General features: G+C 67.7%; 21 protein-coding genes. 6 read left to right on the top strand and 15 right to left on the bottom strand.

Going from position 1 to position 18,909, the window contains the following annotated elements; translation table 11 throughout:
- Positions 1 to 4: 4 nt before the first annotated feature.
- From ICN82_RS01725 to ICN82_RS01715, 3 genes are all read left to right on the top strand, one after another.
- A complete protein-coding gene (locus ICN82_RS01725) occupies positions 5 to 589 on the top strand; it encodes a DUF1285 domain-containing protein (RefSeq protein ID WP_193179108.1) in 585 nt (194 codons plus the stop codon).
- Between the two features lie 75 nt (positions 590 to 664).
- Positions 665 to 3,460 carry a DNA polymerase I gene (polA, locus tag ICN82_RS01720; RefSeq protein WP_193179107.1) on the top strand — a complete coding sequence of 932 codons (2,796 nt, stop codon included), beginning with the start codon at positions 665 to 667 and terminating at the stop codon, positions 3,458 to 3,460.
- 121 nt (positions 3,461 to 3,581) lie between these two features.
- Entirely contained in the window at positions 3,582 to 4,283 is a 702-nt protein-coding gene (locus ICN82_RS01715) for a hypothetical protein (RefSeq protein WP_193179106.1), read from the top strand.
- 12 nt (positions 4,284 to 4,295) lie between these two features.
- On the opposite strand, the gene ICN82_RS01710 is transcribed toward ICN82_RS01715, so the two are convergent.
- On the bottom strand, positions 4,296 to 4,505 hold the full coding sequence (locus tag ICN82_RS01710; RefSeq protein WP_193179105.1) for a zinc-finger domain-containing protein: 210 nt from the start codon (positions 4,503 to 4,505) through the stop codon (positions 4,296 to 4,298).
- 207 nt (positions 4,506 to 4,712) lie between these two features.
- Between ICN82_RS01710 and ICN82_RS01705 the strand changes: the two genes are divergently transcribed.
- Entirely contained in the window at positions 4,713 to 5,651 is a 939-nt protein-coding gene (locus tag ICN82_RS01705) for an ABC transporter ATP-binding protein (RefSeq protein ID WP_193179104.1), read from the top strand.
- A 21-nt stretch (positions 5,652 to 5,672) separates the two neighbouring features.
- On the opposite strand, the gene ICN82_RS01700 is transcribed toward ICN82_RS01705, so the two are convergent.
- The 3 genes from ICN82_RS01700 to nth all read right to left on the bottom strand — a co-directional run bounded on the left by ICN82_RS01700 (position 5,673) and on the right by nth (position 7,799).
- Complete coding sequence (locus ICN82_RS01700) at positions 5,673 to 6,053, bottom strand: HIT domain-containing protein (RefSeq protein ID WP_193179103.1); 381 nt, start codon at positions 6,051 to 6,053, stop codon at positions 5,673 to 5,675.
- A 115-nt stretch (positions 6,054 to 6,168) separates the two neighbouring features.
- Positions 6,169 to 7,158 (bottom strand): adenosine kinase, encoded by a 990-nt coding sequence (locus tag ICN82_RS01695; RefSeq protein ID WP_193179102.1) that lies wholly within the window; start codon positions 7,156 to 7,158, stop codon positions 6,169 to 6,171.
- The gene (gene nth / locus ICN82_RS01690) at positions 7,155 to 7,799 is read right to left on the bottom strand and encodes an endonuclease III (protein WP_193179197.1); all 645 of its coding nucleotides are present in this window, start codon (positions 7,797 to 7,799) and stop codon (positions 7,155 to 7,157) included. The genes ICN82_RS01695 and nth overlap by 4 nt, the downstream gene beginning before the upstream one ends.
- 248 nt (positions 7,800 to 8,047) lie before the next feature.
- On the opposite strand from nth, the gene ICN82_RS01685 reads away from it, so the two are divergent.
- Positions 8,048 to 10,231 carry a calcium-binding protein gene (locus ICN82_RS01685; RefSeq protein ID WP_193179101.1) on the top strand — a complete coding sequence of 728 codons (2,184 nt, stop codon included), beginning with the start codon at positions 8,048 to 8,050 and terminating at the stop codon, positions 10,229 to 10,231.
- A 39-nt stretch (positions 10,232 to 10,270) separates the two neighbouring features.
- Here the strand turns inward: ICN82_RS01685 and ICN82_RS01680 are convergent, their stop codons facing one another.
- The 10 genes from ICN82_RS01680 to ICN82_RS01635 all read right to left on the bottom strand — a co-directional run bounded on the left by ICN82_RS01680 (position 10,271) and on the right by ICN82_RS01635 (position 16,979).
- Positions 10,271 to 10,696, bottom strand: coding sequence for a glyoxalase superfamily protein (locus ICN82_RS01680; RefSeq protein WP_193179100.1), 426 nt, complete (start codon positions 10,694 to 10,696; stop codon positions 10,271 to 10,273).
- A 182-nt stretch (positions 10,697 to 10,878) separates the two neighbouring features.
- A complete protein-coding gene (locus ICN82_RS01675) occupies positions 10,879 to 11,652 on the bottom strand; it encodes a FadR/GntR family transcriptional regulator (protein WP_193179099.1) in 774 nt (257 codons plus the stop codon).
- A 90-nt stretch (positions 11,653 to 11,742) separates the two neighbouring features.
- The gene (locus ICN82_RS01670; RefSeq protein WP_193179098.1) at positions 11,743 to 12,378 is read right to left on the bottom strand and encodes an OmpA family protein; all 636 of its coding nucleotides are present in this window, start codon (positions 12,376 to 12,378) and stop codon (positions 11,743 to 11,745) included.
- 55 nt (positions 12,379 to 12,433) lie between these two features.
- Positions 12,434 to 13,327, bottom strand: a complete 894-nt coding sequence (locus tag ICN82_RS01665; RefSeq protein WP_193179097.1) for a methylated-DNA--[protein]-cysteine S-methyltransferase — start codon at positions 13,325 to 13,327, stop codon at positions 12,434 to 12,436.
- 71 nt (positions 13,328 to 13,398) lie between these two features.
- Positions 13,399 to 14,165, bottom strand: a protein-coding gene (locus ICN82_RS01660) for an IS5 family transposase (RefSeq protein ID WP_226898213.1) whose coding sequence is annotated in 2 segments (ribosomal slippage) — positions 13,399 to 13,841 and positions 13,841 to 14,165 — 768 coding nt in all. Because the reading frame shifts where the segments join, the coding sequence is not laid out codon by codon here.
- Between the two features lie 146 nt (positions 14,166 to 14,311).
- Positions 14,312 to 14,869 (bottom strand): F0F1 ATP synthase subunit B, encoded by a 558-nt coding sequence (locus tag ICN82_RS01655; RefSeq protein ID WP_193179096.1) that lies wholly within the window; start codon positions 14,867 to 14,869, stop codon positions 14,312 to 14,314.
- 4 nt (positions 14,870 to 14,873) lie between these two features.
- Positions 14,874 to 15,458, bottom strand: a complete 585-nt coding sequence (locus ICN82_RS01650; protein ID WP_193179095.1) for a F0F1 ATP synthase subunit B' — start codon at positions 15,456 to 15,458, stop codon at positions 14,874 to 14,876.
- 85 nt (positions 15,459 to 15,543) lie between these two features.
- Complete coding sequence (locus ICN82_RS01645) at positions 15,544 to 15,780, bottom strand: F0F1 ATP synthase subunit C (protein ID WP_193179094.1); 237 nt, start codon at positions 15,778 to 15,780, stop codon at positions 15,544 to 15,546.
- A gap of 51 nt (positions 15,781 to 15,831) precedes the next feature.
- Entirely contained in the window at positions 15,832 to 16,587 is a 756-nt protein-coding gene (locus tag ICN82_RS01640) for a F0F1 ATP synthase subunit A (protein WP_193179093.1), read from the bottom strand.
- A 35-nt stretch (positions 16,588 to 16,622) separates the two neighbouring features.
- Positions 16,623 to 16,979 (bottom strand): AtpZ/AtpI family protein, encoded by a 357-nt coding sequence (locus ICN82_RS01635; protein WP_193179092.1) that lies wholly within the window; start codon positions 16,977 to 16,979, stop codon positions 16,623 to 16,625.
- 278 nt (positions 16,980 to 17,257) lie between these two features.
- Between ICN82_RS01635 and ICN82_RS01630 the strand changes: the two genes are divergently transcribed.
- On the top strand, positions 17,258 to 17,629 hold the full coding sequence (locus ICN82_RS01630; RefSeq protein WP_193179091.1) for an ArsR/SmtB family transcription factor: 372 nt from the start codon (positions 17,258 to 17,260) through the stop codon (positions 17,627 to 17,629).
- Between the two features lie 345 nt (positions 17,630 to 17,974).
- Here ICN82_RS01630 and ICN82_RS01625 read toward each other — a convergent pair whose 3' ends face one another.
- Positions 17,975 to 18,856, bottom strand: coding sequence for a LysR family transcriptional regulator (locus tag ICN82_RS01625; RefSeq protein WP_193179196.1), 882 nt, complete (start codon positions 18,854 to 18,856; stop codon positions 17,975 to 17,977).
- Positions 18,857 to 18,909: the final 53 nt, after the last annotated feature.

Below are 18,909 nucleotides of genomic sequence, written 5' to 3'. Positions count from 1 at the left end.
TCAAATGACAAAAGACGAAAACGCACAAAACATCGTGAGACCCGATGCCAGCGCCCTGATCGCCGCGGCGGGGGCCGTGGCCGGGCGCGGACCGGCGCCCGTGCATCTGTGGGACCCGCCCTTCTGCGGCGACCTGGACATGCGCATCGCCCGCGACGGCACTTGGTTCTACCAGGGTTCGCCCATCGCCCGGCCGGCCATGGTCCGGCTCTTTGCCTCGGTGCTGAAACGCGAAGGCGACGCCTATTTCCTGGTCACCCCCGCGGAGAAGGTCGGCATCACCGTCGAGGACGTGCCCTTCCTGGCCGTCGATTTCGCGGTCGCGGGGGACGGGGCGGACCGGGTCCTGACCTTCGTCACCAATACCGGCGAGGAGGTCGCGGCGGGGCCCGGTCACGCGATCCGCATGGAGACCGGCGCGGACGCAGACCCCGCGCCCTACCTGCATGTCCGCGCCGGGCTGGAGGCGCGCATCGACCGCAAGAGCTTCTACCGGCTGGTCGATCTGGGCGAGATCGAGGGCGCATGGTTCGGCATCCGTTCAGGCGGGGCATTCTTCGCGCTGGCCCCGGCCGAGGCGCTGTCCTGAGCGCTGCCCGATTTTCCCTTTCACCGCGCCGGCAGCTCTTCTAGGTAGGGGCGGCAGCAGCAAGGGACGCGCGACATGGGTTTCGGCAAGGGACATCACCTCCATCTGATCGACGGGTCGGCCTTCATCTTCCGGGCCTATCATGCCCTGCCGCCGCTGACGCGGAAATCCGACGGGCTGCCGGTGGGGGCGGTCGCGGGGTTCTGCAACATGCTCTACAAATATGTCGAGGACAATGCGGGCCCCGATGCGCCGACCCATGCGGCGGTGATCTTCGACCATTCGGGCAAGTCCTTCCGCAACGACCTCTACGACAAGTACAAGGCCAACCGTCCCCCTGCCCCCGAGGACCTGGTGCCGCAATTCCCGCTGACCCGCGAGGCGACGCGGGCCTTCAACATCGCCTGCCACGAAATCGAGGGCTACGAGGCCGATGACATCATCGCGACGCTGGCCTGCCGCGCGCGCGAGGCGGGCGGCCGCGTCACCATCATCTCGTCGGACAAGGACCTGATGCAGCTGGTCGGCGACGGGGTCGAGATGCTGGACGCGATGAAGAACCTGCGCATCGACAGCGACGGCGTGGCCGCGAAATTCGGCGTGCCGCCCGAGCGGGTCGTGGACGTGCAGGCGCTGGCGGGCGACAGTGTCGACAACGTGCCCGGCGCGCCCGGCATCGGCATCAAGACGGCCGCGCAGCTGATCAACGAATATGGCGATCTGGAAACGCTGCTGTCCCGCGCTGCCGAGATCAAGCAGCCCAAGCGCCGCCAGACCCTGATCGAGCATGCCGAGCAGATCCGCATCTCGAAACAGCTGGTGCAGCTTGATTGCGGCATGGAGCTGGATTTCACGCTGGAGAGCCTCGAGGTGCGCGACCCCGAGGCGGAGGCGCTGATCGGCTTCCTGAACGCGATGGAATTCCGCACGTTGACCAAGCGCGTCGCCGACAAGCTGGGCGCCGAAGCCCCGGCCGCGCCGCAGCCTGCCGCCACCGAGGCTCCGGCCCCCGCCGAGGACCAGCCCTTCGACGCGGAGAAATACGAGACCGTGGGCGATGCCGCCGCGCTGCAGCGCTGGATCGACCTGGCCTATGCCCGCGGCTGGGTGGCCGTGGATACCGAGACCACCGGCCTCAACGAGATGGTGGCCGAACTCGTCGGCGTCTCGCTGGCCGTCGAGGAAGGCCGCGCCTGCTATATCCCGTTGACCCACAAGGCCGAGGCCTCCGATGGCGGGCTGTTCGGCGGCAACGACCTGGCGCCCGGGCAGATGCCGCTGGGCGAGGCGCTGGAGATGCTCAAGCCGATGCTGGAGGATCCGCAGATCCTCAAGATCGGCCAGAACATGAAATACGACATGAAGATCCTGGCCCGCTACGGCATCGCGGTCGCACCGATCGACGACACGATGCTGATGAGCTATGCCCAGCATGGCGGGCTGCACGGGCATGGCATGGACACGCTGTCGGAACGGTATCTGGGCCATGTGCCGATCCCGATCAAGCCGCTGCTGGGCTCGGGCAAATCGGCGATCACCTTCGACCGGGTGCCGCTGGAGAAGGCCGTGCCCTATGCCGCCGAGGATGCCGACATCACCCTGCGGCTGTGGCACGCGCTGAAACCGGGGCTGCACAAGGCCAAGGTCACGACCGTCTACGAGACGCTGGAACGCCCGCTCGTGCCCGTGCTGGCGCAGATGGAACGTTCGGGCATCAAGGTCGACCGCGACGTGCTTTCGCGCATGTCCAATGCCTTCGCCCAGAAGATGGCCGGGCTGGAGGCCGAGATCCACGAGCTGGCCGGCGAGAGCTTCAACGTGGGCTCGCCCAAGCAGCTGGGCGAGATCCTGTTCGACAAGATGTCCCTGCCCGGCGGCAAAAAGGGCAAGACCGGCGCCTGGTCCACCCCCGCCGACGTGCTGGAGGACCTGGCGACCGAACATGACCTGCCCGCCCGCGTGCTGGACTGGCGCCAGCTTTCCAAGCTGAAATCGACCTATACGGACGCGCTGCAGGACCATATCAACAAGGAGACGGGCCGGGTCCACACCTCCTATTCAATCGCGGGGGCCAATACCGGGCGGCTGGCCTCGACCGAGCCGAACCTGCAGAACATCCCCGTGCGTTCGGAGGAGGGCCGCCGCATCCGCGAGGCCTTCGTGCCGGAGCCGGGCCATGTGCTGGTCTCGCTCGACTATAGCCAGATCGAGCTGCGCATCCTCGCCCATATCGCCGGGATCGAGGCGCTGAAGGAGGCGTTCCGCGACGGCCAGGACATCCATGCCGCCACCGCGTCGGAGATGTTCAACGTGCCGCTGGAGCAGATGACGCCGGAAATCCGGCGCCAGGCCAAGGCGATCAATTTCGGCGTGATCTACGGCATTTCGGGCTTCGGGCTGGCGCGCAACCTGCGCATCCCGCGCGCCGAGGCGCAGGGATTCATCGACCGCTATTTCGAACGCTTCCCCGGCATCCGCGACTACATGGACGCGACCAAGGCCTTCGCGAAGGAACACGGCTATGTCCAGACGCTGTTCGGGCGCAAGATCCACACGCCCGAGATCAACGCCAAGGGGCCGCAGGCCGGCTTCGCCAGCCGCGCCGCGATCAACGCACCGATCCAGGGCACGGCCGCCGACGTGATCCGCCGCGCGATGATCCGCATGCCCGCCGCCATCGAGGGCCTGCCCGCCAGGATGCTGCTGCAGGTGCATGACGAACTGATCTTCGAGGTGGAGGAAGGCGCCGTCGACGAGACCATCGGCCGGGTCCGCGACGTGATGGAGGGCGCATCGATGCCCGCCGTGGACCTGGCCGTGCCGCTCATCGTCGATGCAGGCCGGGGGCAGAGCTGGGCGGAGGCGCATTAGGCCGCACCGCCCGCATCGGAGGAAACGGGGCTATTCCCGACCCGCGCCCGGCTACACCGCGGGCCCGGCATGTGTTAACCTTACGTCAGTATAGGTTAACGACATTCCGGGAGAGATTTCCATGATCCGATCTGTTCTTGCGGCCGCGGGGCTGTGCCTTGGCGCCGTCCTTCCCGCCGCCGCCCTGACCCTCGCCCCCGGCGACACGCTCGACAGCGCAGATTATTTCGATTTCGGCGAGGTCGCGACCTCGGATGCGGACTGGTACGGCACGCATCTGGGCAGCTTCTCGGCCAGCGCGAATGTCACCCGCGACGGGTTCGACGGCTATGAAGTCGTGACCGGGCTTTACGATGTCGATGCGGAACTGTCGGTCGATGTCTATGACGGCGGCAGCGCGACGACGACCTTCGCCTACGGGTTCCTGGCCACCGATAACGGCCTCTTCGGCACGAATGGCGCGCTCGGCTACACGGTATCGGGTTTCGCGGACTACACGGTGGAGATCGGCTGGAGCATCGCGGGCTTCCCCTATGTCCCCTTCATCTCGCGCTCCGCGGATGGCGACACGGTGACGGTGGAATATTTCGACCCGCTCGACGCGCTCAACCCGATCGAGACGCTGCTCTTGCGGGTCGATGCCCCTGCCTTCGCCCTGACCGGCACCGGCACGGCGGCGATCTCCATCGACAGTTTCGGCACCTATGCGGAACCGCTTTCGGGCCTGCCCGCCCCGGCGCCGGTGCCCTTGCCTCCGGCCGGGCTGGCCCTGGCCTGCGGACTGGCAGTCCTGGCCGGGGCCCGGCGGCGATGCCGGGCCTGAGCCCGCCCCGGCTCAGCCCGCCTGGCTGAGCCCCATCGAGGCCAGGATCGCCTGCGCGCGGTCCTCCTCGACATAGAGCTTGTCGCAATAGGGGCATTCGACATAGCCGCGATCGGGATCCACCGTCAGCCAGACCCGGGGATGGCCGAGCGCGCCCTCGCCCCCGTCGCAGGCCACGCGATGGGCCGAGGTGATCTGGAATTCGGGCGGCGATATGGCCATGGGACGACTCCTGCTGGTGCCCGCGCGGGGCTGGCGGCTTCAAGCGTTCAGACCTGCAACCCTATCATCTTTCGCGGCCTGAAATCTTAGATTTCAACACGAAAGATAATAAATGATGTTTCAAATCCGGGCTGAAACACTCTAGGTCAGCGTTACGGGAACGCCCCCTTCCGGGCAAGCGGTCCCTGCGACGGATCGGGGGCCAGGATGTCACAGAACGCAATCGAGATCGAAGGGCTGCAGAAGACCTATGCCGCGCGCAAGGGCCAGCCCGCGAAACAGGCGCTGAAGGGCATCGACCTGAAGATCCCCCAGGGGTCCATCTTCGGCCTGCTGGGCCCCAATGGCGCGGGCAAGTCGACGCTGATCAACATCCTTGCCGGGCTGGTGCGCAAGAGCGCGGGAACCGTGCGGATCTGGGGCTTCGACCAGGATGTGAACCCGCGCCAGTCGCGCGCCTCGATCGGGGTGATGCCGCAGGAACTGAACATGGATCCGTTCTTCTCGGCGCGCGGCGCGCTGGACGTGCAGGCGGGGCTCTACGGCGTGCCGCGGGCGCAGCGGCGCACCGACGAGATCCTGGACCTGATCGGGCTGACCGACAAGGCCGATGCCTATGCGCGCACGCTTTCGGGCGGGATGCGGCGGCGGCTCCTGCTGGGCAAGGCGCTGGTGCATGCCCCGCATGTGCTGGTGCTGGACGAGCCGACCGCCGGGGTGGATATCGAGCTGCGCCAGATGCTGTGGCGCAACGTGCGGCGGCTGAACGAGGAGGGCATGACCATCATCCTGACGACGCATTACCTCGAAGAAGCGCAGGACATGTGCGGCGAGATCGCGATCATCAACCAGGGCGAACTGGTGGTGCAGGACACGACGCCGAACCTTCTGGGGCGGCTGGATGCCAAGACGCTGGTGATCGAACCCGAGACCGCGCCCCCCGCCCTGCCCGCGATCGACGGGGTGGAGGTGACGTCGCGCCCCGGCGGCGCCATCGCCTTCGACTATCGCCGCAGCCTGACCTCGCCCGGCGCCATCCTGGAGGCCGTGCGCAATGCCGGCATCCAGATCCGCGACGTGCGCACCGAGGAAGCGGACCTGGAGGACGTGTTCCTGGCCCTCACCCGCAGCCCGGCACCGGCCTGAGCCGGTCCGCCCGGGTCCTGCTCAGTCTGCCGCCAGCATCCGTCCCAGCGGGCGGCCCGCCACCAGGTGGACATGCATGTGCGGCACTTCCTGCCCGCCTTCGGTCCCGGCATTGGAAATCAGCCGGAAGCCGCCCGCGCCGGTGCCGGGCTGCACGCCCAGCTCCGCCGCGATCCGCCCCAGGACGCGGGTGAAATCGACGATCTCCGCCTCGCTGGCCTCCAGCGCGAAATGGTCATAGGTCGCATAGGCGCCCTTGGGGATGACCAGCACGTGATGCGGCGCCTGCGGCGCGATGTCGGAGAAGGCCAGCGTATGCTCGGTCTCCATCACCGTGCGGTTCGGGATCTCGCCGCGCAGGATCTTCGCGAAGATGTTCTGATCGTCGTAGGGATAGCTCATCGCGGCCCCTCCTTTGGTCATGCGGACAGGCGCCCCGTGGCGCCGCGCCCAGTCCTGTCGCGCGCGCCGGGGACTGTCAAGCACGCCCCCCGGCGGGCCCGCACGGCGCGCCGCCTCAGACCAGCCCCCCGGCGCGGAACAGCGCGGCCACATCCGCCTGCGGACGGGCGCCCATATGGCCGATCACCTCGGCCGCCGCCAGAACGCCCATGCGCCCGGCGGTTTCCAGGTCATGCCCCGCCGCCAGCCCGTAGAGCAGCCCCGCGGCGAACTGGTCCCCCGCCCCGGTGGCATCGACCGGCACGACGGTCGCGACCGGCACCTCGATGCGCGCATCCCCCCGGATCAGCCAGACCGGATCGCCGGACCGGGTGCAGATCACCGTTTCGCAGACCGATGCCGCCCGGGCCAGGGCGGCGTCCAGATCCTCGGTCTCGTAAAGCGCGCACCATTCATGGGAATTGCCGATCACGTAATCCATCTGCCCGGCGATGAGCTTCTGGAAATCGCCGCGGTGGCGGTTGACGCAGAACGGGTCGCTGAGCGCGATCCCCGCCTTGCCGCCCCCGGCATGGCACAGCTCTGCCGCCTTCAGGAAGGCCGCCTTGCCCGGATCCTTGTCGAAGAGGTAGCCCTCGAGGAAGAGATAGGCGCAATCGCCCGCCACATCCTCGGGCACATGTTCCGGCCCGACCTCGGCGGAGACGCCCAGATAGGTGTTCATCGACCGCTCGCCATCGGGCGAGACGAAGATCATGCAGCGCGAGGTGGGGATGTCCGCAGGCGCGGGCGCATTGGCGAAATCCGTGCCGCCTGCCGACATGGCGGCGGCATAGCCGCGCCCCAGCGCATCGTCGCGCACCCGCCCCATGAAGGCGGTGGGCAGGCCCAGCCGTCCGATCCCGGCCAGCGTGTTGGCAACCGAGCCGCCCGGCGCCTCGGTGCGCTCCTTCATCGCGGCGTAAAGCAGCTCGGCGCGCTCGCGCTCGATCAGCTGCATGATCCCCTTCTCGATGTCCATGTGGTCGAGGAAATGATCCTCCACCGGCGAGAGGACATCGACGATGGCATTGCCGATCCCGGCAACGGCGTAACGGTGGCTCATGCGGTCTTCTCCTCGAACGCGCAGTGGTCATAGATGATGCAGCGCCCGCAATCGGGCTTGCGGGCCTTGCAGATGTAGCGTCCGTGCAGGATCAGCCAGTGATGGGCGTGCTGCTGGTACTCGGCCGGAACGTTGTCCTCGATGGCGCGTTCGACCGCGTCGACATCGCGCCCCGGACACAGGCCCGAGCGGTTGCCGACCCGGAAGATATGGGTATCGACCGCCTGGGCGGGCACGCGCCACCACATGTTCAGCACGACATTGGCGGTTTTGCGCCCCACGCCGGGCAGCGATTGCAGCGCCGCGCGCGAGGACGGCACCTCGCCGCCGAATTCCTCGACGAGGATGCGGCTGAGCTTCATGACGTTCTTCGCCTTGTTGCGGAAGAGCCCGATCGTCTTGATATGCTCGATCAGCCCCTCCTCGCCCAGATCCAGCATCTTCTGCGGCGTGTCGGCGACGGCGAACAGCCCGCGCGTGGCGCGGTTGACCCCGGCATCGGTGGCCTGCGCCGACAGCGCCACCGCCACGACCAGCGTATAGGCGTTCACATGTTCCAGCTCGCCCTCGGGTTCCGGCTCGGAGCGGCGGAATGTCTCGAAGGCGGCACGCATCGTGTTGTAATGCGCCTGCGGCGCCATGCTCAGCGCCCAGGGCGCCGAGGCGGCGGTCATGGAGGATTTCCTGCGGGGCTTGGCGGGTGTGGTGGCCATGGATCCTGCTTTCACGCGACTGGCTCCGTTCCTAGCCCCCGTTCCGCCCGGAGACCAGACCCGACCGGCCCCGCGACGGGGAGGTTTTGCTTGACCCAGAACAACCATTCAAGATTTAACAATTGAACCATCCCGGGCGCCAGCCCGTCTATACTGCCGGAAGAAAAGGACTTTCCATGACCGCCGATCTTGTTGTCACCGACGCCACACTCGACCTTCTGACAAACAGGATCCCCGGCGCCAGCCTGCGCACCGATTACGGCATGATCGCGCTGGAGGACGGCCCCCTGGTCCGGCTGGCCACGACGCGCATCGACGGCGCCTATGGGCTCTCGGCGCTGATGATGGAGGAGGACGGCAGCTGGAGCGACAGTTTCGTGCCGCTGGTCGCCTCGGGGGCGGCGAACGAGATGCCGATGGCGGTGCAGGCGACGGCCCTGTCGGGGGGCGGGTTCATGCTCAGCTGGACCAGCTATGACGGCGCAACGCGCGACTATTCCTTCATCGCCCAGGCCTTCGGCGCCGATGGCCGCCCGGCCGCCGGCCCGGTCGTGCTGGACAGCGGGTCCGACAACCTGTGGCACAATGCCGATCTGGAGGAACTGAGCAGCGGCGAGGTCGTCGCCGTGTGGCATTCCAGCGCCAATGGCAGCGGCGGCGTCGCCCATACCGATCCCGCATACGGCGTCTTCGGCCAGCGCCTTGCCGCCGACGGCACGCCGCTGGGCGAGGTCTTCGAGATCGACGCCTTCAACGACGATGCCGGGGACGAGGTGATCGGCTATGGCGACCGCATCTTCGACCCGGATCTGGTGGCGCTGGGGGACGGCGCGTTCATGGTCACCTGGTGGGAGAATGACAGCCGGGCGGGCGATGCCTATCGCAACTACGATTACGACGTGCACGGACAGCTTTTCGACGCGGCCGGGGCGAAGTATCGCGGCGACATCTCCATCATGACCGAAGAACGCGAGGGCGACAACGACATGGTCCAGTCGGTCTCTGCCGCGCAGACCGACGGCACGGTCGTCACCGTGGCGCGCAGCGGCCCGGATTACTACCTGCGCGCCATGGCGCCGGACGGGACCTGGTCGGGCACCACGCTGCTGGCCGAGTATCTCGACCGCGGCGACCTGGCCGAGGATGTCACCGTCGCGGCGCTGAGCGACGGGCGGTTCCTGGCCGCCTGGACCGTGTTCCTGCATGACGGGGACGGCCGCGTCGTGGATGCCCGGATCATGGGGCGGTACCTTGCCGCCAATGGGCGCCCCGAGGGCAATGCCGAGATCCTGCTGAACGGCGGATATGAACACGGCGATGTCACCTACTGGTACTCGGCCCCGCAGATCACCGCGCTGCAGGATGGCGGCTTCGCGCTGAGCCTGGAGGCGTCGATCAGCTCGGTGGAGCCGGTCTTCCTCTTCACCGCCGATGACACGGTCATCACTGGGACCGACGGGAATGACCGGCTCGAAGGCGACGGCGATGCCGAGACCTATACCGGCCTGGCCGGGGACGACCTGATCACCGCGCGCGGCGGGGCGGATACCGTCTGGGGCGGCTCGGGCGACGACACGATCAGCGGCAATGCCGGGGGGGACCGGCTGGATGGCGGCACCGGCAATGACCTGATCCGCGGCGGGCTGGGCGACGATACCATCACCGCCGGGGAAGGCGACGACATGGTCCAGGGCGATGCCGGGCGCGACAGCATCGACCTGGGCGCGGGCAACGACCTGTTCCTCGACAATGGCGAAACCAAGCAGGCCGGGCGCGACACGGTCTCCGGCGGCGCGGGCGACGACACGATCCTGGCCGATGGCGGCATGGACAAGATCGACGGCGGCGACGGCGACGACCTGATCATGGGCGGCCAGGGCATCGACGCGATCCGCGGCGGCCGGGGCGCCGACACGCTGTTCGGCGGCAATGGCTCGGACCGGATCTCGGGTGGCTTCGGCGCGGATCTGGTCGATATGGGCGCGGGGAACGACATCTACACGGATGTCGGCCAGGGCGGCGCCGACGGGCGCGACACGGTCAATGGCGGCGACGGGCGCGACGTGATCGGCACGGCGGGCGGCGACGACCTGCTGACCGGCGGCGCGGGGGCGGATGTCTTCGAGTTCCACAAGGGCTTCGGCGACGTCACCATCACCGATTTCGAAACCGGCAGCGACCGGATCGACCTGCGCAACCTGCCCGGCACCTCCGGCGCGCCGGAAGACGGGGTCACCATGACCGAAACCGCCCAGGGGCTGCACCTGGCCGGGGACTGGCTGGGCGGCGGCACGATCCTGCTGTCGGGGCTCGACGCGGCCGGGATCGGCCAGGACGATTTCCTCTACGCGATCGCATGACGCGACAGGCAGGGGCGGTGCCGCCCCTGCCCCGCCGCCTCAGGGGACCAGCACCAGATGCGGCACCCCGTCCGAGCGGCGCGCGGGCGACACCCCGTCCGCGCCGATCACCGCCGAGACCTGGCGGCGGAAATTCGAGAAACTGTCGAATTCCACCACATCGACCGGCGCGTCGAAGCGCAGGCTGACCTTCCAGTGGCTGCCCTGCCTCTCCAGGCCCAGCACCTCGCCCGCGAAGGGCTGTCCCAGGAACCGGCCCCGCACGCGCTGGCCGACCAGAACCGGCGTCTCCGGCGCGTTGCGCCGCGCCAGGGCGGCGGCGGTGTTCCAGTCGCGCGCGCCATGGCGGCGGGCGACCTGTTCCAGCGCCGCGGATTGCGTGACGGGGCGGCCCCGGGCGGCGGCGTCGGCGCGCAGGGCGCGGGCCTCGGATTTCAGGGCATCGAGAGCGGGGAATGCGGCCATGGCCTGTCCTTTCGCGAAACTGCGCCTCGGGATGGACAGGGCCCGCCTTGCCGTCCGGGCGCATCAGCGTCGGGAGCATGGTCTGTCAGAGCCGGACTTCACCATGGCCTTGGGGCCGCGGGCGGCAGGTGCCGGAACCTATCCCCGCGCTACGCCGCGCGGGCGGCGCTGTCAAGCCGGGCTCAGCCGCGGCGGGCCTGTTCATGTTCCAGCCGCTGCCGGGACACGGCCTCGTGCTTGTCGGCCTTCTGCTGCTCCTTCAGGCAGCGGGCGACGAAATCCATATGCGCCGCCACCGCGGCGCGGGCGGCATCGGGGTCGCGCTCCTGCAGCGCGCGGTTGATGTCGCCATGCTGGGCCAGCAGCGTGTCGCGCGTGGCGCGCTGGCGGAACATGATCTGGCGGTTGTAGAACACGCCCTCGCGCAGCAGCTCGAACATCGAGCGCATCATGTGCAGCGTGATGACATTGTGGCTGGCCTCGACGATCGACAGGTGGAATTCGGCATCCAGCCGCGCCTCGTCTGCGGGGTTGCGCTTGCGATGCGCCACTTCCATGCGGCGATAGATCGTGTCGATCACCTTCAGGTCGGTATCGGAGGCCATGCGCGCGGCACGTTCCGCGGCCAGGCCTTCCAGGTCGCGGCGGAAATCGACATAGTCGAAGACCGCATCCTCGTTGGTCGCGAAGAGCCGCACCAGCGCCGGCGAGAAGGCCGATCCCAGAACCTCTGCCACGAAGACGCCCGAGCCTGCCCGCGCCGTCAGCAGCCCCTGCTCCTGCAGATGCGCCACCGCCTCGCGCAGCGAGGGGCGCGACACGCCCAGCTTCTCGGACAGGTCGCGTTCGGCCGGCAGACGCTCGCCCGGGCGCAGCACGCCGCGCAGGATCAGGTCCTCGATCTGGCGGACGACGGCCTGGCTCAGCTTTTCCGGCTCGATGCGTCTGAAGGTCATGTGCGGCTCCCGTTCCGGTCAGGTTGTATAACCGGAGCGGGGCCAAGGGCAATCGCGCAGCGGCACCGCCGCCGCGCGAGGCAGGCCGGATCAGGCCGCGGGGGTGATGACGACCTCGACGCGGCGGTTCTGGGCGCGGCCCTCCGGCGTCAGGTTGGAGGCCACCGGCTGATCCTCGCCGCGGCCCGAGGAGGTGATCCGCCCGCCGGTCACGCCGTTCTGCACCAGCACGCCCGCCACCGCGCCCGCGCGGCGGTTGGACAGGTCGAAATTGTAGCCCGCATCGCCGGTATTGTCGGTATGGCCGATGATCTGCACCGTCGTGCCGGGATAGTTCTGCAGGTTGCGGGCCAGCCCGGCCAGTTCGTCGCGCGAGGCCGAGGAGACCGAGGCGCTGTCGGTGGCGAACAGGATGTCCTGCGGGAAATTCACCAGCAGGCTGTCGCCGGTATTGGTGACGGTCACCTGGTCATTGCCCATCTGCGCCCGCAGATCGGCGGCCTGGCGGTCCAGCATCTCGCCGACGCCCGCGCCGACGATCCCGCCCAAGGCCGTCCCCATGGCGATGGCACGGCCGTCTCCGCCGGTCGCGGCCCCGATGATCGCCCCCGCCGCGGCGCCGCCGATGGCGCCGGTATTGCGGTTCTGGTTCTCGGGAGTGTTGATCCCGGCGCAGCCTGCCAGGAGGGTGGCGCCGGAGAGAAGGATTGCGGTTGCTCGGATCATGGATCGCCTCTTGGATGTTTTGGCGTCACTATAGCCCCTGCGGCGGAAAACGAAATCACGCGACCGTGACATCCTCCGCCTCGGCGCGCGCGCTTTCCCAGGCCAGCATCGCGCGCTTGACGTTCAGCCCCCAGTGATAGCCCCCCAGCGCCCCGGATTTGCGCAGCGCCCGGTGGCAGGGAATGAACAGGCTGACCGGGTTGCGCCCGACCGCCGTGCCGACCGCGCGCACCGCCTTGGGATGGCCGATGGCACGGGCGATGTCGGAATAGGTGGTCACATGGCCCGAGGGGATCTGCAGCAGCGCCTCCCAGACCTTGATCTGGAACGGCGCCCCGATCAGGTGAAGCCGCCCGCCCCTGCCCGCAAAGGCCGCCTGCGCCAGCGCGCCGGTGCGGGCCTGGTCGGGATGATGCCGCGCCCCGGGCCAGCGCGCCGCCATGTCGGCCAGCGCCGCCTCGCGTCCGCATTCCCCGGAAAAGGCCAGCCCGCAAAGCCCGCGCGGCGTCGCCATCGCCAGCGCCTCGCCGAAGGGCGTCTCGATCCAGGCATGGCCGATCTCCAGCCCCGCGCCGCGGCGGGCATATTCGCCGGGGCTCATCGCCTCCCAGGACAGGAACAGGTCATGCAGCCGCCCCCCCCCGGAAAGCCCCAGCCGGTCGGCCGTCTCCAGCGTGCTATGCCGCGCCGCCAGCAGCCTGCGCGCATGGTCCATCGTCAGGTATTGCTGATACCGCTTGGGCGACACCCCGGCCCAGGCCGAGAACAGCCGCTGGAAATGGGAGGGCGACATCCCCATCCGGCCCGCCAGCTCCTCCAGCGACAGGACCTGTCCCCCGGCGCGGTCGATCTCCTCGATGGCGCGGCCGATCACGCGGTAATGGTAGTCGTCGCTCAGCGCGGGGCCGGACGGGTCCGGGGCGGTCTGGGCTGGGGGCGGGGCAATCATGGGCGGATCCTGTCGATGCTCGGTCCCCAGCCTAGCGCCCCGCGCCGCGCCAGGCGACCCGAAGCTTGCGCCTAGGAAGCGGACTCATAAAACCTGAGCCAGAGGCGAGACGAAGCGAGGAGGACAGCTGCGAGGTAGTTTCTGGCTGTCTTCTCGTAGCGGGTTGCGACCTTTCGGAAGTGCTTGAGCTTGTTGAAGAACCGCTCGACAAGATTGCGCTTTCGGTAGAGCGCCTCATCGACCGAGCGCTGGACCTTCCGATCGCGCTGTGTGGGGATATGTCCCCGCCCGCCATGGGCTGCGATGAGATCGAGGATGGCGCGGGCGTCATACCCGCGGTCGGCCACGACATCTCCCGGTGCGGGATGAGCCGACAGAAGCTCTGCGACCGCCGCCTTGTCGGAGGCATGGCCCGGAGAGAGGGTGATTGCTACAGGCAGGCCGCGATGATCGACCATCGCATTGATCTTGGTGCTCAATCCGCCACGAGAGCGACCGATGGCGTGATCTTCGCCCCCTTTTTACCCGAGGCCGCATGCTGATGGGCGCGAATGATCGAGCTGTCGATGAACTGCATGCTGTCGGCGGATCTTTCCGCAAGGGTTTCAAAGACCTGCACCCAGACCCCCGCCTTGGCCCAGCGGTTGAACCGGTTGTATGCGGTGGTGGGGGGGCCGTAGCGTTCGGGCAGGTCACGCCAGGGAGAGCCAGTCCTGAGAACCCAGAAGATCCCGTTGAGCACCCGCCGGTCATCCACCCGTGCAACCCCACGCGGCTTGTTCGGCAGCAAGGGCTGGATCAGCCCCCACTCGAAATCGGTCAGATCGAAACGCGCCATGATCACCTCCAGTGCCAATAGTGAATCACTGACCGGCCCCGCAGAGAACCCCCTTTATGGGTTCAGATCCTAGCGGCGGCACCCCGGAACGAAACAGCCCCGCGCGGCGGACCGGCGGGGCTGATGATCTGGGATGCTGCCGCGGCTCAGTGGAGCTTGGACTGCACCTGGCCGAGCGCGTCGTCGAACATGGCATCCGCCCGGGCCGGGTCCATCTGCTTCGCGATGACCTCGCCCGCGGCCGCGACGGCGACATTGACCGCCTCGTCCCGGACTTCCTTGACGGCCTGCTTCTCGGCCGCGGCGATCTGCTCTTCGGCGGCGGCCAGGCGGCGGGCGATCGAGACGTCCAGATCGGCCTTGCCCTTGGCAGCGGCGGCCTTGGCCTCCTTGCGGGCGGTCTCGACGATCTTCTGCGCCTGTTCGGCCATCTCGTCCTGCTTGCGCTTGTAGGAGGCCAGCAGCGCCTGGGCCTCCTCGCGCAGCGCCTTGGCCTCGGCCAGTTCGGTGCGGATCCCGTCGGCCCGCTTGTCCAGCATGCCGCCGAGAATGCCCGGCACCTTGAAATAGACGAGGATCGCCACGAACAGCAGGAAGGCCAGCAGGACGACGAAATTGGTGTTGTGCAGCGAGAAGAACGGGCCGTCGGCGGCCAGGGCGGGGCCTGCGGCCAGCGTCAGGGCAAGCGCGATGATGCGGGTCATGGTCTCAGCCTTTCACACGGGTGTCGACGGCGGCGTCGATCGCGGCCTGGTCGGGCGCCTGTCCGAACGCGGCGACCAGCGCGGCGGCGGTGTCCTTGGCGACGGCCTCGACGCTTTCGGAGGCGGAGGCGCGGATCGCGGCGATGGCCTTCTCGCTCTCGGCGGTCTTGGCGGCGATCTCCTCGTCGGCGCGGGCGATGGCGGCGTCCAGCTCGGCCTTGATCTCGGCCTTGGCCTCGGCGACGATCCGGGCGCTTTCCGCCTTCGCATCGGCCAGCGCCTTCTGATAGGCGGCCTCGGCCTCCTGCGCCTGGGATTTCAGCTCCTCGGCGGCGGCGATGTCATTGGAAATGGTGCCGCGGCGCTCGGCCAGGATCATGGCGATGCGCGGCAGGGCGATCTTCGACAGGATCCAGTAGATCGCGGCCAGCGCGACGATCAGCCAGAAGATCTGGTTGGCATAGGTGGTGAAGTCGAGCTGCGGCATGCCAGCCTCGACATGCTGCAGTTCCGTGGGGTGCTCCACGACTTGGCCGTGAAGGACGACGGCGTCACCGGCCGCGTCAGTGCCATGGGTCTCGTTGGCCATCAGGGTTCCTCCGGTCGCCGTTATGTCCACGGGCGGGCGCGCTCAGGCGCCCCCACCCGGTCGTAGGGATGATCGACAGCCGGTATCAGACGGCGAACATCAACAGCAGCGCGACGAGGAACGAGAAGATCCCCAGCGCTTCTGCGAAGGCGATGCCGATGAACAGCGTCGCGGTCTGGTCGGCAGCAGCCGAGGGGTTGCGCAGGGCGCCGGACAGGAAGTTGCCTGCGACGTTGCCCACACCGAGGGCGGACAGCCCCATGCCGAACGCCGAAAGACCTGCGCCGATGTACTGGCCCATTGCTGCGATATCGCCTTCCATGGTCACTCTCCTTGGTTGGAATGGCTGAGATTGTGTTCCGACGGACCCGTATCAGTGATGCGGATGCAGTGCGTCCTTCAGGTAGACGCATGTCAGAATGGTGAACACGTAGGCCTGGATGAAGGCCACGAGAACTTCGAGTCCGTACATCATGGTCACGCCCAGAACCGCCAGCGGCGAGATCGCGACGAGCTGCGCGAAACCTGCGAAGACCTTGATGACGGCATGTCCTGCGGTCATGTTGCCGGCAAGACGGATGGAATGGCTGACCGGACGGACGAAATAGGAGATCACCTCGATCACCGCCAGCACCGGCCGGATCGCCAGCGGGGCGGAGGTGACCCAGAAGAGCCCCAGGAAGGACGGGCCGTTCTTGACGAAGCCCAGCACGCTGACGCCGATGAACACCGCCAGGGCCAGCATGCCGGTCACGGCGATATGGCTGGTGGTGGTGAAGGCGGCCGGAAGCAGCCCGAGGAAGTTCGAGAACAGGATGAACAGGAACAGCACCATGACATAGGGGAAGTATTTCAGCCCGTCCTTGCCGGTGACATCCTCGATCATCTTGTAGACGAAGCCGTAGGACAGTTCCGCCAGCGACTGCGCCCGGCCCGGGATGACCGCGCGGCCCTTCGCGCCCAGCACCATCAGCGCCGCGATGCAGGCCACGGTGATGGCCATCCACATCGTCACGTTGGTGATCGTGTACCAGTGCACCTCGCCGTCACCGAACAGGGGAACGACCTGGAACTGGTCCATCGGGTGAAAGACAAGGCCGGGGCCTTCGGATTGGGCTTCATCCGCCATGGTCGTTGTCCTCTTCTCTGTCGGGCCGCCGCCCGTTACGCCTCGGGGTCCTGCGACCCGCTATCCTGTGTCCCGGCGGCCCGGGCCGCCTGTGTCTTCTTCTTCTGGATGTCCGCAGCAGTGTTCATCATCGTCTTCACCCCCGCGGCGAAGCCCAGCAATGTGAACAGCACCAGCATCCAGGGACGCGTCCCTAAAATCGCGTCGAACCCCATGCCGATGCCGACGCCGATCCCCAGACCGGCCACCAGCTCCGTCACCATCTGCCAGGCGATATTCGCCTGGGTATACTTGCCGCCCCCCTTTGGCGCTGCGGGCTCCTGCGTCCGTCGCAGCGATGCAAGCCGATCTTCCAGCTCGCGGAGGCGATCCCCTCTTTCCGGGTCCGTCACCGCATGCCTCCGTTGCAACCCCGGTGCTTTTAGGCGGAGGCGGCGGGGTTCGTCAATTGCGCGCGAGCACGTCCAACCCCTTGTTTTCGCATGAAAGCAGAAAGATGCGGCAGAACGCGCACCGGGCGTGGCGCCATTTTCAAATTCAACCTCCAAGTTGAATCTACCTCCATCCTGCAGGGTTGCGCCGCGGCAGGGCGGGGCCGCGCCTGACCGGGACGGGCGCGGGCCGCGCGAAAGAGGATACCACCGCCGCCCGAAAGGCCCTAAGCAGACGCATGTCCGATGATCCGCTCGATCTTGTCTTCTCCGCCCTGGCCGATCCGACGCGCCGGGCCATCCTCTCCATGCTGCTGGAGGATGACATGGCCGTCACCGATGTCGCCGCGCCCTTCGAGATGTCGCTGGCGGCGGTCTCCAAGCACTTGGCCATCCTGGCCCGCGCCGGGCTAATCCGGCAGGAGAAGCGCGGGCGGGTGAAATGGTGCATGCTGGATCCCGACGCGCTGCGCGGTGCCAGCGTCTGGATGCAGGGCTTCGGCCAGTTCGAGCCGGTCAACCTGGACGATTTCGAGCGTTTCCTCGAACGAGAGCTGACGGGAAGCGAGGCGGAGCCGCAGCCCGCGCCTTCTGCGGACCCCACTGCGTGAGCTGGCCAATGAGGATGAGGCGGGGATCGGGACAGGCCGGGGGCGCGTCTGCGAAGGGAAGAACATGACAGCGGCGCGTCACCCCGCGGCAGACAGGGGCTTGCCCTGCCCGTCTCGCGGCCTTGCCATCGGCAAGTCGGTTCGCGCCGCTGTCATGGGCCCCTCCGGCCTCCCTGAAACAGGGTTTAGCATATGGAAAGAGACCGGAACAGCGGCGCAATGGCGGATTTCCCGCAAATTCCGCGCCTTTTTTAGCGCAATCGCATGAAAATTTGTCACTTCATGCGAATGTCACTTGCCGCCCGCGCCATTGACTTGCCGATCACGCCATCCCGGCGCGGATCCTTAGGTCAGGTTCCACGAATCGACGGCGGTCTTGAGATGCGCCAGAATCGCCTGCACCTTGGCCGTTCGATGCAGGTCGACATGCGTCACCAGCCATAGCGGCGCGGCCCATTCGGGCTTCGGCTCCACCACCTGCACGAGATCCTCGTAGCGCGCGGCCTCCCAGGTCGCCATGAAACCCAGGCCGATCCCGGCCCGGATCGCGTGCTTGACCGACCGCCCGTCGCTGCCGCGCATCACGATATTCGACCGCGGCACGATATCCTCCATCCAGCGGTAGAAGGGCGCGCGGCTGTCCATGTTCTCGTAGCCCATGAACTTCTCCCCCGGCAGCTCGTCTTCCGGGATCGGCACGGCCCGCCCGCCGAGGTAATCCCGCGACGCGTAGAGCGCCATCTGCACCGTCGAATAGCGCTGCACCACGTTGTCGGGCTCGTTCGGCGCCGTTCCTGCACGGATCGCCACATGCGCCTCGCCATATTCCAGCCGGAAGACCCGGTCGCCGGTGACGAAACGCACGGTCACGCCGGGATTGGCCATCTGGAACTCCGCCAGCACCGGCGACAGCAGCGGCGACAGCGCCTCGATCGAGGTCACGACCAGCTCGCCGGTCACGGAATCGCCCCGCCCCCGCAAACGGCTGGCCAGCTGGGTGAACTGGTCGTCCGTGGCCTGCGCCACCTGCATCAGGTCCTGCCCGGCCTCTGTGGCGGTATAGCCGCGGGCATGGCGCTGGAACAGCTTGGTGCCCAGCCGCTTCTCCAGCGCGTCGATATGGCGGATCACCGTGGCGTGGTGCACGCCCAGAACCTCGGCCGCGCCCGAAACCGTGCCAAGGCGCGCGACGTGATAGGCGGTGCGGATTTCATCCCAAGCATCGATGGACATTTTGTGATGTGCGCTCATGAACAGAATTGTAGCCAGAGATGCATACT

The organism is Mangrovicoccus algicola (genome assembly GCF_014903745.1).
Classification (GTDB): Bacteria; Pseudomonadota; Alphaproteobacteria; order Rhodobacterales; family Rhodobacteraceae; genus Mangrovicoccus; species Mangrovicoccus algicola.
This window is presented reverse-complemented; position numbering and strand designations above follow the sequence as displayed.

Excerpts from the sequence above, each read along its gene's own strand:
- ICN82_RS01645 (WP_193179094.1), bottom strand. The coding sequence starts at position 15,780 with ATGGAAGGCGATATCGCAGCAATGGGCCAGTACATCGGCGCAGGTCTT.
- ICN82_RS01640 (WP_193179093.1), bottom strand. The coding sequence starts at position 16,587 with ATGGCGGATGAAGCCCAATCCGAAGGCCCCGGCCTTGTCTTTCACCCG.
- ICN82_RS01715 (WP_193179106.1), top strand. The coding sequence starts at position 3,582 with ATGATCCGATCTGTTCTTGCGGCCGCGGGGCTGTGCCTTGGCGCCGTC.
- ICN82_RS01670 (WP_193179098.1), bottom strand. The coding sequence starts at position 12,378 with ATGATCCGAGCAACCGCAATCCTTCTCTCCGGCGCCACCCTCCTGGCA.
- ICN82_RS01725 (WP_193179108.1), top strand. The coding sequence starts at position 5 with ATGACAAAAGACGAAAACGCACAAAACATCGTGAGACCCGATGCCAGC.
- ICN82_RS01630 (WP_193179091.1), top strand. The coding sequence starts at position 17,258 with ATGTCCGATGATCCGCTCGATCTTGTCTTCTCCGCCCTGGCCGATCCG.
- ICN82_RS01680 (WP_193179100.1), bottom strand. The coding sequence starts at position 10,696 with ATGGCCGCATTCCCCGCTCTCGATGCCCTGAAATCCGAGGCCCGCGCC.
- ICN82_RS01705 (WP_193179104.1), top strand. The coding sequence starts at position 4,713 with ATGTCACAGAACGCAATCGAGATCGAAGGGCTGCAGAAGACCTATGCC.
- ICN82_RS01700 (WP_193179103.1), bottom strand. The coding sequence starts at position 6,053 with ATGAGCTATCCCTACGACGATCAGAACATCTTCGCGAAGATCCTGCGC.
- ICN82_RS01650 (WP_193179095.1), bottom strand. The coding sequence starts at position 15,458 with ATGGCCAACGAGACCCATGGCACTGACGCGGCCGGTGACGCCGTCGTC.
- ICN82_RS01675 (WP_193179099.1), bottom strand. The coding sequence starts at position 11,652 with ATGACCTTCAGACGCATCGAGCCGGAAAAGCTGAGCCAGGCCGTCGTC.
- nth (WP_193179197.1), bottom strand. The coding sequence starts at position 7,799 with ATGGCGCCGCAGGCGCATTACAACACGATGCGTGCCGCCTTCGAGACA.
- ICN82_RS01655 (WP_193179096.1), bottom strand. The coding sequence starts at position 14,869 with ATGACCCGCATCATCGCGCTTGCCCTGACGCTGGCCGCAGGCCCCGCC.
- polA (WP_193179107.1), top strand. The coding sequence starts at position 665 with ATGGGTTTCGGCAAGGGACATCACCTCCATCTGATCGACGGGTCGGCC.
- ICN82_RS01695 (WP_193179102.1), bottom strand. The coding sequence starts at position 7,158 with ATGAGCCACCGTTACGCCGTTGCCGGGATCGGCAATGCCATCGTCGAT.
- ICN82_RS01685 (WP_193179101.1), top strand. The coding sequence starts at position 8,048 with ATGACCGCCGATCTTGTTGTCACCGACGCCACACTCGACCTTCTGACA.
- ICN82_RS01710 (WP_193179105.1), bottom strand. The coding sequence starts at position 4,505 with ATGGCCATATCGCCGCCCGAATTCCAGATCACCTCGGCCCATCGCGTG.
- ICN82_RS01665 (WP_193179097.1), bottom strand. The coding sequence starts at position 13,327 with ATGATTGCCCCGCCCCCAGCCCAGACCGCCCCGGACCCGTCCGGCCCC.